The organism is Thermosipho sp. 1074, assembly GCF_001999655.1.
GTDB classification, from domain to species: domain Bacteria; phylum Thermotogota; class Thermotogae; order Thermotogales; family Fervidobacteriaceae; genus Thermosipho; species Thermosipho affectus.
On sequence record NZ_LBEX01000018.1, the window covers coordinates 374,040 to 390,885 of the forward strand.

The 16,846-nt window shown below is 30.9% G+C and carries 16 protein-coding genes and 1 riboswitch; of the genes, 9 read left to right on the forward strand and 7 right to left on the reverse strand.

Features of this window, described 5'->3' with window-relative positions:
• Positions 1-116 precede the first annotated feature (116 nt).
• Together XO08_RS08725 and XO08_RS09360 are read right to left on the reverse strand one after the other, a co-directional pair.
• On the reverse strand, positions 117-605 hold the full coding sequence (locus tag XO08_RS08725; RefSeq protein WP_075666561.1) for a DDE-type integrase/transposase/recombinase: 489 nt from the start codon (positions 603-605) through the stop codon (positions 117-119).
• A gap of 9 nt (positions 606-614) precedes the next feature.
• Positions 615-992, reverse strand: a complete 378-nt coding sequence (locus tag XO08_RS09360; RefSeq protein ID WP_075666562.1) for a hypothetical protein — start codon at positions 990-992, stop codon at positions 615-617.
• A 1,296-nt stretch (positions 993-2,288) separates the two neighbouring features.
• Here XO08_RS09360 and XO08_RS08735 point away from each other — a divergent pair.
• From XO08_RS08735 to XO08_RS08775, 9 genes are all read left to right on the forward strand, one after another.
• Positions 2,289-3,311 (forward strand): LVIVD repeat-containing protein, encoded by a 1,023-nt coding sequence (locus XO08_RS08735; RefSeq protein WP_075666563.1) that lies wholly within the window; start codon positions 2,289-2,291, stop codon positions 3,309-3,311.
• Between the two features lie 820 nt (positions 3,312-4,131).
• Positions 4,132-4,311, forward strand: a complete 180-nt coding sequence (locus XO08_RS08740; protein WP_075666564.1) for a hypothetical protein — start codon at positions 4,132-4,134, stop codon at positions 4,309-4,311.
• Positions 4,312-5,056: 745 nt separating this feature from the next.
• The gene (locus XO08_RS08745; protein ID WP_232218187.1) at positions 5,057-5,494 is read left to right on the forward strand and encodes a DUF4234 domain-containing protein; all 438 of its coding nucleotides are present in this window, start codon (positions 5,057-5,059) and stop codon (positions 5,492-5,494) included.
• A gap of 36 nt (positions 5,495-5,530) precedes the next feature.
• Positions 5,531-5,642, forward strand: a riboswitch (TPP riboswitch).
• Between the two features lie 52 nt (positions 5,643-5,694).
• Positions 5,695-6,471: a sulfide-dependent adenosine diphosphate thiazole synthase gene (locus tag XO08_RS08750; RefSeq protein WP_075666566.1), complete on the forward strand. Its 777-nt coding sequence runs from the start codon at positions 5,695-5,697 to the stop codon at positions 6,469-6,471.
• A complete protein-coding gene (gene thiC / locus XO08_RS08755; protein WP_075666567.1) occupies positions 6,468-7,745 on the forward strand; it encodes a phosphomethylpyrimidine synthase ThiC in 1,278 nt (425 codons plus the stop codon). The genes XO08_RS08750 and thiC overlap by 4 nt, the downstream gene beginning before the upstream one ends.
• Complete coding sequence (locus XO08_RS08760; protein ID WP_075666568.1) at positions 7,742-8,452, forward strand: TIM barrel protein; 711 nt, start codon at positions 7,742-7,744, stop codon at positions 8,450-8,452. Before thiC ends, XO08_RS08760 begins: the two co-directional genes overlap by 4 nt.
• Before the next feature lie 3 nt (positions 8,453-8,455).
• Entirely contained in the window at positions 8,456-9,655 is a 1,200-nt protein-coding gene (locus XO08_RS08765) for a thiamine-phosphate synthase family protein (RefSeq protein ID WP_075666569.1), read from the forward strand.
• A 99-nt stretch (positions 9,656-9,754) separates the two neighbouring features.
• Complete coding sequence (pfkA, locus tag XO08_RS08770) at positions 9,755-10,714, forward strand: 6-phosphofructokinase (protein WP_075666570.1); 960 nt, start codon at positions 9,755-9,757, stop codon at positions 10,712-10,714.
• Positions 10,711-12,012, forward strand: coding sequence for an amidohydrolase (locus XO08_RS08775; protein WP_077288026.1), 1,302 nt, complete (start codon positions 10,711-10,713; stop codon positions 12,010-12,012). Before pfkA ends, XO08_RS08775 begins: the two co-directional genes overlap by 4 nt.
• Here the strand turns inward: XO08_RS08775 and hydE are convergent.
• The 5 genes from hydE to XO08_RS08800 all read right to left on the reverse strand — a co-directional run bounded on the left by hydE (position 11,985) and on the right by XO08_RS08800 (position 16,780).
• Positions 11,985-13,010, reverse strand: coding sequence for a [FeFe] hydrogenase H-cluster radical SAM maturase HydE (gene hydE / locus XO08_RS08780; RefSeq protein ID WP_075666572.1), 1,026 nt, complete (start codon positions 13,008-13,010; stop codon positions 11,985-11,987). The two genes, XO08_RS08775 and hydE, sit on opposite strands and share 28 nt — an antisense overlap.
• Complete coding sequence (locus tag XO08_RS08785; RefSeq protein WP_075666573.1) at positions 12,976-13,245, reverse strand: hypothetical protein; 270 nt, start codon at positions 13,243-13,245, stop codon at positions 12,976-12,978. Before XO08_RS08785 ends, hydE begins: the two co-directional genes overlap by 35 nt.
• Complete coding sequence (hydG, locus tag XO08_RS08790; protein ID WP_075666574.1) at positions 13,232-14,647, reverse strand: [FeFe] hydrogenase H-cluster radical SAM maturase HydG; 1,416 nt, start codon at positions 14,645-14,647, stop codon at positions 13,232-13,234. Before hydG ends, XO08_RS08785 begins: the two co-directional genes overlap by 14 nt.
• Positions 14,648-14,649: 2 nt before the next feature.
• Entirely contained in the window at positions 14,650-14,901 is a 252-nt protein-coding gene (locus XO08_RS08795; protein ID WP_075666575.1) for a TM1266 family iron-only hydrogenase system putative regulator, read from the reverse strand.
• Between the two features lie 130 nt (positions 14,902-15,031).
• Positions 15,032-16,780 (reverse strand): NADH-dependent [FeFe] hydrogenase, group A6, encoded by a 1,749-nt coding sequence (locus tag XO08_RS08800; protein WP_075666576.1) that lies wholly within the window; start codon positions 16,778-16,780, stop codon positions 15,032-15,034.
• Between the last annotated feature and the right edge of the window lie 66 nt (positions 16,781-16,846).

A 16,846-nucleotide genomic window follows, 5' to 3' on the forward strand; every position in this document is an offset into this window, starting at 1 on the left:
CCTATGTATTCTGTTGGAAAGGAGTATTTATTCCCTTTGTAGTATATTGTAGTATATTAATGAATCTTTAACCTTAACAGAGTGGTCTACATATGATTCAACGATGTGTCTTCTTGTCAAGTGGGATAAATACTCTTTTTTTGAAATAACAATAATGGCGGAACATTTGTTGCTTGATTTAATTGTGTGTTAACTTTTTTATTTATTCTCCTAATTATATCTTTTAGTTCTTCCTCATTTTCAAAAGCGTAATCATATGCTAATAACCAATTTAAAAATTTATTTGCTGAATCTACTTTCCCTTTAGTATATGAGTGTCTTGGTTTACATAATTTAATTTTAAACCCAAAATCTGCTGCAAAAGCTTTCATCTTGTTGTTTATTTTTCTCCCACTTTCAGTGATGTCAACAACAGATTTCATATTGTCAAATAATATCTTTTGAGGAACACCACCTGTAGTTTTAAATGCATTGATTAAACATTCAAAAATATCTTGTTGTGTCTTGCTTTGTCTGTATTCAAAGTAACAGTATCTTGAATATCCCAATTTGTAATTAAATACATTTACTACAAATTCTTCACCACTCTTTGAATGTAGCTTCATATTTTCTTTTCAATCTACTTGAGCTTGAATACCAGGTAAAGTTTCAAATCTTGCGTGTCCTTTAGAAGCTTTCTCTGGTCTCAACCCATTCCTTTTTACATATTTCCTAAAGTTTGAATATATCCCTACCACTCCCCCTTCTTCATCTCTTAATCTTTCATATGCTGCTCTAATCGTGATACCTTTAATTGACATTAACATCGATATCTTTTCAAAATATTTATCTAACTTGCTAGATTTGTTCCTTTTTTTAGGCTTCCCCTGATATCCTTCCCAATATTTCTTTACTGTCCTTCTGTCTATCCCGTATATCCTGGCTAATTCAGAAAAGTTCGGTCTCAAATCCATCCCCCTTAACATTTCCAAATGTTGTTTGACTTTTTCCATCTCTGGTATCCCTCCTTCCTTTGGAAGGATACCATTTATGTACATTTTTGTTCATTTTTATTTTCCTCTTCTTGGTCATTTGTATTTTACCATTTACATCTTTGGTTTTTGTGTAATATTCAGTAATATGTGCTTCTTGAAATCCATACTATTTTACACAATATTTTAATGCTGAATTCTTTGTTTAGTTGGTTTATTACTTCAATCTTTGTTTTTTATTTCTTTTTCTTCAAGTATCTTTTTCATAGAGAGCTTCAAATATGCATTCTCAGCTCTCAACTTTCCATTTCTTATTCTAAAGTTTTCTTCTTTGGCCTACCTCTTTTTAGTTCAACAGTAAGATAGCTGTTAATCTACAAACGAACTCTGCTTTGATCAATACCCAAAAGAGAAGAAATGATTCTTTTTGGAAGTTTCTCTTCAAAGTGAAGTCTAATGACTTCTTATCTTAGTTTAGAATAATATTTCTTAAATTTCTGCCCTTTTTTGTCAAAAAAATACACCCCCTCGTTGGTTTTATTGTACTACTTCGGGGTGCTTTTTTTATTGTTTCATTTTTCATAATATGATTAAAAGCTATTTTAATTTTTCTTTTTTTACATTATTAAAAACTACGGGATTATTTTTGATTATAAAGTAGATTAATGTTAATCTTTATTTTCCATCAACGACCAAATAAGTTGGCTCTTTTTTTCATTAGGGGTTATAGCTCTGTTTTTGGATTGTTGATTGGATTTAGCTATTTTCTATAGTATTATGATTCTTACAGATAGACCTTTGTATGGAGAAACTAATAAATCTCTAACTTTTGTTTTATTCTAAACAAAAGGTCTTTGAATGTCGAATAATGCTATATCTTCAGTGTCAATTAAAGATAGCAAGTTACCTATTTGTCAATGCGTTAGAGCAAATAGCATATTTACATTGGTGTTATTTTGTATTGTAATCTTTTTATACATAAATAATTAATATAATTTGTATGTTATGTTTTGTAATGCTTCTACTATGATATTATACATTAATTAAGTCGTTTGAAAAAAAGTTTTTAATAAAAAATAAGTATATTACAAAGTCGATTTTCTTTCGGAGAAATATTTTTTTGAAGTTACAGCTATATATAAATATAATCAAGCAGAAATACCATTTAAGAAGTATTTAAGTGGTGTATTTATATTGTGTTTAACGATATTGTTACGTTGTTGAAATTGAAAGAATATTGATTCTTTGTTATTATGAAGTAGTGTAGCTTTTTTATAAAAGCTTTGTCACAATTATTTTAAATAGGAGGTATAAAGTATGAACAAATTATTTAAAGTACGGGTAGTAGCTTTATTAGTTCTTCTTGTTTTCACCACGGGTTTGTATTTTGGTGAAAGCGTTTCTTTGAAAAATTATGTGCTTGTAACTGTAAATTCGAAAGTTAAAATTATGGATTTTAGTGATCCAATGTATCCAGAAGAAGTTAGCCAATTTTATGCAAAAACTGCTAATAGATCATACGTTAATGGAAATTATGTATATGTTACAGCTAAAAAAAATGGTCTTATGATATTTGATATATCTGATTTAACAAATCCAAAACAAGTTGCAACTGTTAACACTAATGGTGAAACATATGCTCTATATATAAGAGATAATTATGCCTATGTTGTAAATAAAAAAAGATTTTTTGTAATATTTGACATATCTAATCCTGAAAGTCCAAAGCAGATTAGTCAGCTTGAGTTATTAAGTAATACTAATTCATCTATAAGGATGGCGGATATATGGGTTGAAGGAAAGTATGCATATGTAGCTTGTAAAAGTGATGGTTTTGTGATAATTGATGTATCAAATCCTAAAAGTCCAAAATTAGTTAGAATAATTAATAATAAAGAGTTCTTTGATAATGACAGCGACTCGTTTGCAGTAACAGTCGGAATATATGCAAAAAAAGATTATCTGTATATGATAGATTGGAGATTTGAATTAGTAGTATATAAAATATCTAAGCCTACAAAACCAAGACCAGTTACAAATCTTGAACTTGGAGAAGGCTCTGTTAATGATATATTTGTGAAAGGAAAGTATGCGTATATTTCACTTAATAAAGGTGTTGCAGTAGTGGATATATCTAACCCTAAAAAACCAAAGAAAATTGTAATGTACAAGACTAATGATTCTGTGCCAGGAAAAGTATATGTCTTAGGAAATTATGCATATGTTCCAGTGGGGTATAAATTAGAAATAGTTGACATATCCAATATAAAAAGACCGAAGAAAGTTAAAACTCTTAAATTAGATGGATATGGACCGCGCGTAACTGGTTTAGGTGAATAATAAAAAGAAATATAAATATTTCAAAAAAATGGCTTCGGTGAAGTTTCGAAGCCATTTTTTTAATAATATGATTTATTAAGTGCGTAGTTAAAAGGGGTTAAATCTTTCACATGTATGTGTTCGGAATGACAAGAAAAGGAAATACATCTTAAAATAACAAAAGATCAGGGTGTATTTTAGAATGATGGGAGGATCTAGCGAACTTCAGAATAAGAAAAGAATAAGCTTCCTTGGAATAACAAGCGAATATGTTTCTGAATATACCTGAAAAAAAGTTTTGAAAATCGTTGGAAATCTCAATTTTTCTCTTATAAACGAGCAGTCAATCTTTGCAAAAGTATGGCTAGAACTGTTGGTCTTGTACTTCTGTCAACATCAGCTTCATTTTATATGGAAATAATTAGTGGAGTGGAAGATATTCTTTCTGCTAATAACTATTATAGCTTTTTATGACATTTGAAACTTTAAATGATAAAGAAACAATTTGTAAAAAAATCGTTTATTATTAGAAAAAAAGCAAGTGGATGAACTTATCGTTTTTGATCTAGAAGCGAGTGAGGCTTTTGTACATCAAATGTCAGAAATTAAGAAACCGTGTGTATATCTTGAAAAAATTTAAAAGTTCTAATATATACGGCCTCATTTGATAATGAATTTTGAAGTTTGCTTACTATGCAGCACCTCTTGGAAGCTCATGGCTTCGAAAAAATAGTTTTTGTTATGAGTCTTTTTGATAGTTATCATGTTTTGTAGAGATTAGAAAGTTATAGAAGAAAACTTTTAGAGTAGTGGAATAAAGTATGATGAGTCGTTTGTTTTTTTGGATAATTTTACAAAAGAAGACATGGAAAAAGTGAGTGAGGCTATTTTTTTAATCGACCCTGAAGCGATTTTTGCTTCAAACGATGAAATAGCTTTTGGATTTGGTTACAGGGCAAAACAGCTTGGCCATTTACCTATTGAGATACATGCTATAGTAGGTTTTGATGATGATCGTTGAGCAGAATCTTTCTCTTACAACAGTGCGACAACCAAAAATGCCAATAAAAGTTAAATTTCATACAAACGTTCTTGTAAGAAAATTTTGTGGTTGTTGTTTTAAGAGTGATTTTTAAACAACGTGTATGTAACCATAGTTTGTTTTATAAAAAGGCATAGATATATTTTGGATACGAATACTTTTTTGATGATTGTTGTGAATACATAATAAAACGCCAAAAACACCATGCCCTTGGATAAATTTTATTTCTAATGGAAATTAGCAATTTCAAAATTGAATAGAATAGCAAGATGGCGCCTATTATAAAAGATGATTAGAGGAAATATATTTACATTTGTGATGTTGTTATCGGCGATATTCGGTTTCCTTTTTTCATGATTAAAGATATTTGTTTCAGGAGAAAACCTAGTTGAAATTTGGATTCTCGCTTTAAAAAATGAGAAAGAAGTTGAAAGAAAACTTATTTGAGTCTTTTTAAAAAATAAAGAGATATAATTGTTATGTGAAAAATTAAACAAAAAACTATTTGGATAACTCTATTAAATTGTACAACACAAATTTTGCATATCATGTGTTCTAGGTATTTTCGTGGTTTACCTTTCTTTTTAGAATATTGCAAAATAAATTTGTAAAATTCTTTGTTGAATTTATAACTTCATCTTTCCCTTTTTTTCCTTTTTTGAACAGGCTTGCTTGAAAAATTGACTTAAGTAAAAAATTTTATTATACTTATGAGTAGGAAGGGATGAGATATGTGGTAATTTCATATTATATGTATGTGGGATTTTCGATACTTTCAAATATTTTATATTTTTTCTATAAAGAGCTTGCAGAAGTTTTTTTGGGACTTTCATCAATCTCTTTTTTGATTTTTTTGTATGTAATAGGCTTAAAAATTAAAAGAGAATTAAAGATAAATGTTTTATCCATTTATTATATTGTTTTAAGTCTTGTAATTTTTTCCTTTTTTCCGCTTTATTTGACATCTTCTATTTTTACGTATTTCTTCTCGCAAACTCTTGCTTTACTGTTTGTGCTTTTATACTTAAAATTGATTTTGAGCGTTTTAAAGTCAAGACTATCTATTTTTAATCTAATTTTGTTTTCTATATTAACATTTGGAATATATTCTTATGTGTTTTTTTATAAATTAATAAAAGAAATTGAGAAAAGTTTGACCTGATAAAATAATTGAGTTAAAATATACATGTAAAGTGAATAATTTCCCGAGGGGAGCTCCATATTCCGGAGCTGAGAGGAAGGTGGAAACCTTCGACCCTTAGAACCTGAACCGGGTAATACCGGCGGAGGGACTGGGGAAGAGAAAAAAATGAAATTTTGCCCTCCGGTGGAGGGCAAAATTTTTTTAAGGAGGGATTTAAGATGTGGGATTTAGAAATTTCAAAAATTATAGTAGAAGAATTTACCGAGAAATTAAAAAAAAGTTTAGATGTAGATGTAGCAATTGTTGGAGGGGGGCCTAGTGCGTTAGCCGCTTCATATGTTTTATCGAAAAATGGGTTTAATGTGATAATTTTTGAAGAAAAAAATGAACCAGGAGGTGGGACATGGGGCGGAGGGATGTTATTTAATGAATTAGTTGTAGAGGAAGATGTTGAGTGGTTTTTAGAAGAGCTAGATATGAAATACAAGAAAACTAAAGGGTTTATTTCTATTGATTCCGTACATTTTGCTTCAGCTTTGTTGTACAATTCAACAAAAGTGGGTACAAAAATATTTAATAATGTTTTTGTAGAAGACGTTCTAATGAGCAAAGAGAGAATAAACGGTGTGGTAATTAATTGGGCACCTGTTATAAGGCAAAGATTACATGTTGATCCTATAACGGTAAAGGCAAAATATGTTATTGATGGTACTGGACATCCTGCAAGTGTAGTTAATATGGTTATAGATAGAAATTTATCAATTGACTTACCTCTAGGAAAAATAAGGGAGTTTCCTATGAATGCAAAAGAAGGTGAAAAATTTGTTCTTGAAAATACTAAAGAAATTTTCCCGGGGTTACTTGTAATGGGAATGGCCGCGGTATCTGTTGGGGGTGGTCCAAGAATGGGGCCAATATTCGGTGGTATGTTAAAGTCTGGAATTAAAATTGCAAATATTATTATCGAGAATATTGATGTTGAGGTGAAAGGATGACAATAATAGATGAAATAAAAAGTGGTAAGGTTCCTTCAATTCTTAATGAAATATCAAAAAAAGAAGGAAGAAGTATTGATTATCTTGTAAAAGGATTATTAGATGGGACAATAGTTATACCAAAAAATAATAATCATGTTTCTTTGAAAAATCCGATGGGGATAGGAAAGGGTTTAAAAATAAAAGTTAATGCAAATATTGGTACTTCTTTTGGATATGATGATTTTGAATATGAGTTAGAAAAGTATAGGACATCAAGAAAATATGGAGCAGATAGTGTAATGCTTCTTTCTACATGGGGAGATTTGGATTTTCAGAGAAAAGAGTTATTAACAATTTCGGATATTCCCGTAGGTACTGTTCCAATTTACGATGCAGCGGTCATAGCATATAAGGAAAATAGGAATGTTGTAGATTTTTCGGAAAAAGATTTTTTGAAAATATTTGAAAAACATGCAAAACAAGGTGTAGATTTTGTTACTTTACATGTTAGTATTACAAAAGATATTGTAAAAAAACTAAAAAAATCTAATAGAATAATGAAAATAGTAAGTCGTGGCGGTTCTATTATTGCAGGTTGGATAATTAAAAATGGATTTGAAAATCCGTTTTATAGATACTTTGATGAAGTTTTAGATATTGCTAGAGAATATGATGTTACACTGAGTTTAGGAGATTCTTTAAGGCCCGGGAATTTATTTGATTCGTTGGATAGGTTACAATTAGAAGAGTGGTTTATATTTGAAGAGTTAGTTGAAAAAGCTCGAAGTAAGAATGTTCAAGTAATACTGGAGGGGCCTGGGCATGTTCCAATTGATCAAATAGAGTCTACTGTTGAGTTAATGAAAAAGTATGGGAAAAATGCTCCAGTGTTTTTACTTGGGCCAATAGTTTTAGATGTTGCACCTGGATATGATCATATTACCTCATCGATTGGAGCGGCAATTGCCGCAAAAAGTGGAGCGGATTTTATTTGTTATGTAACTCCCTCGGAACATTTATCATTGCCTTCTGTTGAAGATGTAAAATTAGGGGTTATTTCTTCTAAAATTGCGGCAATGGCTGTAGATTTTTCAAGAGGAAAATTTATTGAGGAAAATTATAAAGTAGCTATTTCAAGAAAAACCTTAAATTTTGAAAACATAAAAGAAGTTGTTTTAGACAAGGAGATAGTTGATAAATATTTAAAGAATAGACCGTTTCACGGGAAAGGTTGTTCAATGTGTGGACCATTTTGTTCATTAAAAATTGTAGAGGAGTATTTGAAAGAATGAAAATAGGAGTTTCAACGAGTGTTATAAGGAGTGATTTTAGATTTTTGAAGTATTTTTTGGAAAAATTCGAAGATTTAGATTTTTATGAATTAGGATTTTTGAGTCCATTATTTGTGAATAACTTGTTTAATTTGAAAAAGTCATTTGGAATACATGCTCCATTTATATTTAAGATGGATTTTCATCCTAAATTAACGTGCAATGATTATCATGAAACATTTAGGAAGATTAGGCAAAGTGCTTTTATGGCCAAGTATTTATCTGCCAAATATTTAATAGTACATTATCCAGATACATTACAATTGCAAGATTGGAAAGATAATTTTAAATTATTGGATGAATTAAAAGGTATTATTAAGATTAGGATTGAAAATACATTTGGGAATAAATATTTTTATGCGGCAAAAGATTACAAATTTTTATGTGAAGAATTGGGGTTGACTATGTGTATTGATATTGGACATCTTTTACTTGATGAAAGGATAAATCCATTTGATTTTATAGAAGAATTGTCAGATTTTGTAGAAGAATTTCATGTGTATTACGCAGATGATAAGACTTATAAAAAATGTCATCATTTACCGTGGTCTGATAATGAAAAATACATAAATTTGTTAAATTTTATAAAAGAATTTGATGTGGATATAGTAATTGAAGCAACACCAGACTGCAAAGGGTTAGATAGACTTTTGAATTTCTGGAGGTGAATTATGAAAAAATTATTAATAATTTCAGGATTTGATCCTTCGTCAGGTGCTGGTTTAATACAAGATGTTGGTATTGCTACTGCTATGGGGATGAGTGTATATTCAGCAGTCAGTGCATTTACCAAACAAACGCTCGAAAAGACATATAATGTAAAATTTAGAGAGATTTCAGAAATTTTAGATGAGATAGAGTTATTAGAAGATGTAAGTGTGGTAAAAGTTGGAGTAGCACAACCTAAAATAATAAAGGAATTGAGAAATCTTTTTAAAAATTCAACAATTGTTTGGAATCCGGTTTTGGAATCTTCAAGCGGATTTAAATTTTTAGATGAGGAAGAAGTAAAAAGATATATGAAATTTGCAGATTATATTGTTGTTAATAGCGTTGAAGCAAAGAAAGTTGGAATATTTGATAATATGGTTATTACAGGTGGACATGAAAATACGGAGATGATAGAAATAAAATATAAAGGTAAGGTTTTTCAACATGAAAGGATAAGAGGTAATTTTAGGGGGACAGGTTGTGTGTTTTCAACATTGTTTTCTTCGCTTTTGGTTTTAGGATATACTCCTGAAGAGTCAATCAAAAGGGCATCGGAAATTTTAGTTAGAGTTTTGAAGAGATCTAAAGACAGAGTGCAAGTTGAATTATTAACAAGAGAATGGCAAAAAGTTGAAGTCTTAGATGAATTAAATAGTATAGTAATGGATATTATGGAAATAGGTCATTTGACTATTCCAGAAGTTGGACAAAATGTTTCGTATGCATTACCTTGGGCGGAAAGTGAAGAGGAAGTGGCAAAGTTTCCCGGAAGAATAAGGTTGGTTTTTGGCAAGCCTCATTTTTTAGGTGATGCAACTTATAAGGGGAAATCTCATACTGCAAGGATGACACTGGAAATGATGAAAAAATTCCCTTATATAAGGTGTACGACAAATATAAAATTTAATGAAAAATACGTAGAAAAAGCAAATAAAATAGGTCTAAAAGTGTATGAGCATTTAAGAGATTCGGAGCCTAAAATGGTAAAAGAAAAAGAAGGACAGTCTTTGAGATGGGGAATTGCAAATATTATACAAGATTTAGATAAATCACCTGATATAATATATGATAAAGGTTTTTGGGGAAAAGAAGCAATGATAAGAGTTTTTGGAAGAAATCCTAGAGAGGTTATTGAAAAGGTAAAAAGTGTAATTTTCTAAAAAAGACTCCTTTATAGTTAAATATTGTTTTTTATTTATTGAATTTGCCTTATTTTGTGGTATTATATATTTAGGCAAACTAGAAAAAGGAGGATTTCTATGAAAAAAATTGCAGTTATGACTAGCGGTGGAGATGCTCCAGGAATGAATGCTGCTGTACGTGCTGTTGTTCGTTATGCTGTAAAAAATGATATAAAGGTTTTAGGTATTCAAAGAGGTTATGCTGGGTTATTGGATGAAGATTTTATAGAAATGGATTTTGCATCTGTTGGGGGAATAATGGAAAAAGGAGGGACTATCCTAAGAAGTAGTAGATGCCCTGAATTTGTAAGAAAAGAGACTAGAAGGGAAGCAGCATCAATTCTTGCAAAGCATGGAGTAGAAGGATTAATTGTAATTGGTGGAGAAGGTAGTTTACACGGTGCGATGTTTTTAGAAGAGGAACAAAAGGTACCAGTTGTAGGAATTCCAGGAACGATAGATAACGATATTGCAATGACTGATATGAGCATTGGAGTAGATACATGCTTAAACACTGTTGTTGATGCTATACAAAAATTAAAAGATACTGCATCATCGCATGAAAGAGCATTTATTGTAGAAGTTATGGGGCGTTCATCTGGTTACATTGCTACAGTGGCTGGGTTAGTTACTGGAGCAGAAGCTATAGTAATTCCAGAAATACCCGTTAATTATGAAGCTCTTGGAAATAAGATCCTGAAGGAAAGAGAAAGGGGAAAAATTAATTGTATAGTTGTAGTGGCAGAAGGTGCGGCAAGTGCTTATACAGTTGCAAGACATCTTGAACATAGAATAGGATATGAGACTAGAATAACAATATTAGGACACATTCAACGTGGAGGTTCCCCTACTGCTTTTGATAGATTGTTGGCATCTAGAATGGGAGTTGCAGCTGTTGAGTTTTTAAAAAGGGGTCAAAGTTATGTTATGATGGCTTTACAGGGAGGAAAAATTGTTCCAGTAAAGCTCGATGAAGTATTAAAACAAAAGAAGTCATTGAATATGGAATTAGTGGAATTAACGGCTTTATTGTCATGATGGTAGTAAAGTTTAGCAATGGGTATGTTTGGAAAGATGGTAACTTTGTAAAAAAGGACTTTTTTGTAGAAGGAAACAAATTTGTTTATCCAAAAAAATTTGATAAAGAAGTTAACCTGGAAGGGAAATATATTCTTCCGGGTTTTTCTGATTCACATGCACATATTTTAGGTGTAGGAATAAAAAAATTAACTTTAGATTTAAGTGATGAAAATTTTGAAAAAATTCTAGATATAGATAGTGATATAATTTTAGGAAGAGGCTGGGAAAAGATAGATAATAAAGATTTTTTTGATACAGTTAAATCTCCAGTTATTTTGATTAGAAAGTGTGGTCATGTTGCATTTCTAAATAGGAAAGCGCAAAGGCTTTTGAAAATTAACGATTATTATATTTTCGAAGATGAAATAGAAAAAATATGGGAATACATCCCTTCTGAATTTTTGGTAAGGGCTTTTAAAGAGGGGATAAATGAGTTTTTAAAACATGGGATTACGAGTGTACATTCAGATGATTTACATGGGATTTCATTTGAATTGTTAAAGAGACTTTTGAAAGAGAGTAAATTACGTGTATATGAAAAATTATGTACAAAAAATCCATGGGAATTTGAGTTTGGTAGCTATGGAATATCAAAAATTTTTGGTATAAAGCTTTTTGCAGATGGTTCATTAGGTGGTAAAACAGCATTTTTATCTAAAATGTATAAAAATAATAGTGGTTTTAGTATTTTTACTTTGCCGGATAATTTTAGTGATATAGTGAAATTTGCAGAGAAAAATAACTTGCAAGTGTGTGTTCATACAATAGGTGATGAGGCACTAAGTAGAACTATTGAGGCATTTGGAAAGAAAACAGGTCATAGAATTATTCATGCACAATTTGTAAAAAAAAGGGACTTTGAAAAGCTATCTTCCTTTAGTTTTTCTGTACAACCTCATTTTTTCTTTGAAGATTTGAATTTAATATCTAGTGTTGATTTTAGTAATATACTTTTATATCCTTTTAGAAATATGTATGAAAATAATATTTTGATTTCTTTTTCAAGTGATGGACCAGTTTCACCAATTTCCCCTTTATATGTAATTCAAGCTGCTTTAAAATTGGGCTTTTCCTTTAGCGAGTCAATCTCATTGTATACTGAATTTTCTGGAAAACTAATTAAAGAAAATATTGGGGTTATAAAACCCCAATATCTGGCTGATTTTATTATTTTTAAAGATAAAACGTTAAGAAATTTAGAAAAAGTTTTTGTAAACGGTGAACTTGTTTATGATACCTTAACTCTGAATCCATAAGTTTGTCCTACTTTCCTTTTTAGATCTTTTATCATACCTTTAACACATTCAATACAACTTGTATCTACTTCAAATAGACAAATTTTATTTGGGTACAGTGTATAGTGTGGTCTGTATGGATTAGGGGTTAGATTTGGCATTATTACATTTGCCCCAGACTTAAGAGCCATTTGTCTTCCAAATGGATGAAGACTTCCCATAGCAGTGGTTGCAGGAATATTTGCAGTGGGAATTAATATTCTGGCAAGCGCTATTATTTTTAAGGTTAGTTTTAAATCACCACCTTTTGCATTTTTCAAAGGAGTATTTGGATTTGGAATAAATGGACCAATACCTATCATGTCTGAATCAAGTTCTTTTAAAAAGAGTAGATCTTTTGCTAATTCTCTAGCTCCTTGCCCGGGTAATCCAACCATGCACCCCGCTCCAACTTCATAGCCTAATTCTTTTAACTTAAAAAGGTGTTTTTTTCTATTTTCAAAAGTATCATGTGGATGAAGGTTATTGTATAATTCTTCATCTGCCGTTTCGTGTCTCATTAGGTATCTATCGGCACCGGCATCTTTCCAAATTTTATATTCTTTAAAATCTCTTTCACCAATGCTTAGAGTTATAGCAACGTTAAGTGATTTTATTCTTTTTATTAGCTTTTCAATTATTTCAGTGGTATAGTAAGGATCTTCACCTGACTGTAAAACTATTGTTTTTATGTTTTTTTCTGATATTAATTTAGCTCTTCTAAAAATTTCATCAGGGCTCATTCTGTATCTTTTTATTTTATTATTTGGGGCCCTTAATCCGCAATATAGACAATCCATTTTACAGTAGTTAGAAAATTCTATAATTGCTCTTATGTGTATTTCATCACCTACGTATTTTTTCCTAATTTCATCAGCAAATGATAAGATTTCATTGTCGTATTTGTTGGTAGATATTAGATATTCAAGTGTTTCAAGTGTAACATTATCTTTTTGAATTTTTTTCAGCATTTCTAGCATATTTTATCACCTCTAAAAGTAGTTTTCTTAAATATGCATCATCTTTGGAATGGATATTTTCACAGAAAATAATATATTCACTATCTTCATAAAGTACTTCCGGTGGGAGATAATATTCATTTCCCGCTTTTTCTATGAAACTTATTCTTTTACCAATTTTTTTGTTTATCCATATTTTACAATTGTATTTCTTTGCTATTTTATTTAACAAATCTTTTAGTTTAAAATCTGACATCTCTCTCACCTTTGTCTATTTTGTTTAGACCATCTTTTACTGTTTCTTTTTGTTTTGTGTCAAGTTTTTCTATTTCCGTTTTTATTATTTTTTTTCCTATTTTATACGTTTTTTCAGAAGCATAATCATTTAGGTATTCATTTAATGTAAATAATGCATTTGGAGTACAAAATCTTTTTACAAAACCTGGAATTGCAAATTCCATGAAGTGTTCGCCTGTTCTTCCTGCTCTATAACAAGCAGTACAAAAAGATGGGATGTAGTTTTCTTTTAAAAGTTCATAGATAACTTCATCTAATGTTCTTGTGTCGCCAAGAATAAATTGACTTTTTTTAATTACTTCTGGATCTTTTTCAGAATATGAACCAACACCTATGCTTGAGCCAGCATCAATTTGTGAAACTCCAAGTTTTAAAACTTCTCTTCTTATATTCATTGGTTCCCTTGCAGTTAATATTAACCCTGTATATGGCACAGCTAGTCTTAAGATGGCAACTATCTTTTTAAAATCTTCGTCGTTAACTTGATATGGAGGCCTTTTTGCTGTGGGAGTTCCAACAGCTGGTTCTATTCTTGGAAATGAAATTGTGTGAGGTCCTACTCCAAATCTTTCTTCAAGGTGAATGGTATGATAAATAAGACCCATAATTTCAAATTTCCAATCGTATAATCCAAATAAAGCTCCAATTCCAACATCATCAATTCCAGCAAGCATGGCTCTATCAAGTCCATATAGTCTCCACGCAAAATTAGATTTTGGCCCTCTAGGATGCATTTTTTTGTACGTTGGTATGTGATATGTTTCTTGAAATATTTGGAATGTTCCTATACCAACTTCTTTTATTATTTTATATCCTTCAACGGTTTGTGGTGCAGCATTGACATTTACTCTCCTTATTTCACCGTTTCCAACTTTTGTGTTATAAATATTATCAATTGTCTTTGCAATGAACTGAGGTGAATACATAGGATGTTCACCGTAGACAACTATAAGTCGTTTGTGACCTTTCGTTACAAGTGCTTTTACCTCATCTTTTAGTTTTTCTATAGATAGGGTTTTCCTAATAACATCTTTGTTTGAAATTCTAAATCCACAATATTCACAATCGTTTATACATTCGTTTCCTATATAAAGTGGTGCAAATAATACAATTCTATTTCCATATACTTTTTCTTTTAATTTTCTTGCTGCTTCAAAAATTTCTTCCCACAATTCATCCGAGTTGGCATTTAGTAAAGTTGCAACTTCATACGGTGTAAGCCTTTCTTTATTGAGTGATTTTTGGAGAATATTGCGTATTTTTTCACTTTCTGGATTTTTTGTAGATTTAAGTATGGAAAGAATTTCGCCAGTGTTAATAAAGGTTTTTTCATTTTCATTTTCTTTTACAAAAACATACATAATTATGCCTCCTTTTTTATTAATAAACTTTTTACTTTTACAGTTTTTAATTGTCCTAATTTTCCGGTAAAACTTCCAAGAGTATCATTATTTGCTTTGAAAAGCAAAAAGATAACAGCACTATTTTCTTCCTCAATAGGATATCCAACTCTTAATTTTATATACTTTGAGTAGTTATGTAATATCTCATTTACTTTGTCATATATATCGTTCCTGTTTCCTACCACAATATTTATAGAGTAGAAATTTTCCATAAAAAATCCCCCTTTCCAAAAATACCAAGGAAAGGGGGAAAAATCCCTTATAACATTTCACCCCTTTCCTTGGTCTCAGGTAGTTCCCTCAACCTCAGAAAGGAACTATTTAATTTCGAAAGATTACGTACTATTCAGCTGCTACTTTATTTTTAACTGATCTATCTGTATAGTGCGTATGTAACAGTTCGTGAGCAATGTGACTATATGGTTTTTCAAGGAATTCTTCATATAGTTTTTGAACATCTGGGTTTTCATGTGATCTTCTAAGTGTACTAAGTTCATCTATTGAATAAATAGCCATTGCACGTTTTTTGAGTATTTCTGGATCAAGGCTCTTTGGTTGTCCTCCACCACCGATACATCCACCAGGACAAGCCATAATTTCGATAAAATCGTAATATCTTTTTCCATCTCTTATGTCATCTAACAATTTTTTTACATTGGCTGTACCATGCGCAATTGCAATTTTTATTTTTTTACCTTCAATATCAATTTCTGCTTCTTTAATACCGTTTAATCCTCTTACATCGTCGAATTCTAGTTTTGGCAGTTGTTTGTTTGTTATTATTTCGTATGCGGTTCTAAGTGCAGCTTCCATAACTCCACCGGTTACACCGAATATTGCACCTGCACCAGTGGAAGTGCCAAGTGGATTGTCAAATTCTTCATCTTTTAATCCGGCAAAGTTAATTTCTTTTATTTTTATTAATTTTGCAAGTTCTCTTGTGGTTATGACGTAATCTGTTGGCTGAATTTCTCTTCCATCTTCGAGTTTAATTTTTTGCTGAGGTCTTTTTATTTCATCTTTTTTGGCAGTACATGGCATTACAGATACCATAACAATATCTTCTGGATCTACACCGATCTTCTTGGCAAAATATGTTTTAACTACTGAACTCATCATCTGTTGTGGAGATTTAGCACTTGATACATTTGGGATAAATTCAGGATATTCCTTTTCAAGAAGATTTATCCAACCTGGGCAACAACTTGTAAACATTGGAAATGGTCCGCCTTCTTTTAACCTTCCAATTAACTCTGTCCCTTCTTCCATAATAGTAAGGTCTGCTGCAAAGTTTGTGTCAAATACGTAATCAAAACCAAGTTTTTTTAAAGATGCGACCATTTTTCCTGTACTGACTGAGCCAGGTTCCATTCCAAATTCCTCGCCTATTGCAACCCTAACAGATGGAGCAGTTTGGGCAACTAATATTTTTTCTTTTCTTTCAATTAATTTTAATACTTTTTTCCAATCAGGAGTTTCATAAATTGCGCCTACTGGACACAAATACGCACATTGTCCACAAGAAATACAATTTGTTTCGTAAACTGGTTTGTCGAAGGCTGTTTGCGGAATAGTTTTATAACCTCTTTCAACCATTGAATAAATATTCATTCCCTGAATTTCGCTACAAACCCTTACACATCTTTGGCATTTAATACATCTTGAAAGGTCCCTTTGGATTGAAGGACTACTATCATCAAATACCTCAGATAAATCTGTGGGATTAAAAATAGGTCTTACATCGTATTTGTGAACTAATTTTTTAAGTTCACATCTTTGGTCGGCTTCACAATACATACAATCATTTGGATGATTTGCCATTATTAATGAAAGATTAAATTTTATTGCATTTTCAACTCTATCAGAATTTGTCCTAATTTTCATTCCATCAGTTATTTTAGTGGTACATGCTGGTTGTAAAGTTCGTGCTCCCTCAATTTCTACTACACAAATTCTACATGCACCAATAGGTTCAAGTTCAGGATGGTGACATAGCGTTGGAATTTGTATCCCCAACTTTTCCGCAGCTTCAAGGACAGTTATCCCGTCTGGTACCTCAAACTCTTTCCCGTTGAGAAAAATTTTTGCCATCATATCCCTCCTCTAGTTTATTAACATAAACGATATTTTTCACATTCTTAGCCAAAAAATGATAAA

Excerpts from the sequence above, each read along its gene's own strand:
- thiC (WP_075666567.1), top strand. The coding sequence starts at position 6,468 with ATGACAATAATAGATGAAATAAAAAGTGGTAAGGTTCCTTCAATTCTT.
- XO08_RS08775 (WP_077288026.1), top strand. The coding sequence starts at position 10,711 with ATGATGGTAGTAAAGTTTAGCAATGGGTATGTTTGGAAAGATGGTAAC.
- XO08_RS08795 (WP_075666575.1), bottom strand. The coding sequence starts at position 14,901 with ATGGAAAATTTCTACTCTATAAATATTGTGGTAGGAAACAGGAACGAT.
- hydG (WP_075666574.1), bottom strand. The coding sequence starts at position 14,647 with ATGTATGTTTTTGTAAAAGAAAATGAAAATGAAAAAACCTTTATTAAC.
- XO08_RS08750 (WP_075666566.1), top strand. The coding sequence starts at position 5,695 with ATGTGGGATTTAGAAATTTCAAAAATTATAGTAGAAGAATTTACCGAG.
- XO08_RS09360 (WP_075666562.1), bottom strand. The coding sequence starts at position 992 with ATGGAAAAAGTCAAACAACATTTGGAAATGTTAAGGGGGATGGATTTG.
- XO08_RS08725 (WP_075666561.1), bottom strand. The coding sequence starts at position 605 with ATGAAGCTACATTCAAAGAGTGGTGAAGAATTTGTAGTAAATGTATTT.
- XO08_RS08735 (WP_075666563.1), top strand. The coding sequence starts at position 2,289 with ATGAACAAATTATTTAAAGTACGGGTAGTAGCTTTATTAGTTCTTCTT.
- XO08_RS08760 (WP_075666568.1), top strand. The coding sequence starts at position 7,742 with ATGAAAATAGGAGTTTCAACGAGTGTTATAAGGAGTGATTTTAGATTT.
- pfkA (WP_075666570.1), top strand. The coding sequence starts at position 9,755 with ATGAAAAAAATTGCAGTTATGACTAGCGGTGGAGATGCTCCAGGAATG.
- XO08_RS08765 (WP_075666569.1), top strand. The coding sequence starts at position 8,456 with ATGAAAAAATTATTAATAATTTCAGGATTTGATCCTTCGTCAGGTGCT.
- XO08_RS08800 (WP_075666576.1), bottom strand. The coding sequence starts at position 16,780 with ATGGCAAAAATTTTTCTCAACGGGAAAGAGTTTGAGGTACCAGACGGG.
- XO08_RS08745 (WP_232218187.1), top strand. The coding sequence starts at position 5,057 with ATGAGATATGTGGTAATTTCATATTATATGTATGTGGGATTTTCGATA.
- hydE (WP_075666572.1), bottom strand. The coding sequence starts at position 13,010 with ATGCTAGAAATGCTGAAAAAAATTCAAAAAGATAATGTTACACTTGAA.
- XO08_RS08785 (WP_075666573.1), bottom strand. The coding sequence starts at position 13,245 with ATGTCAGATTTTAAACTAAAAGATTTGTTAAATAAAATAGCAAAGAAA.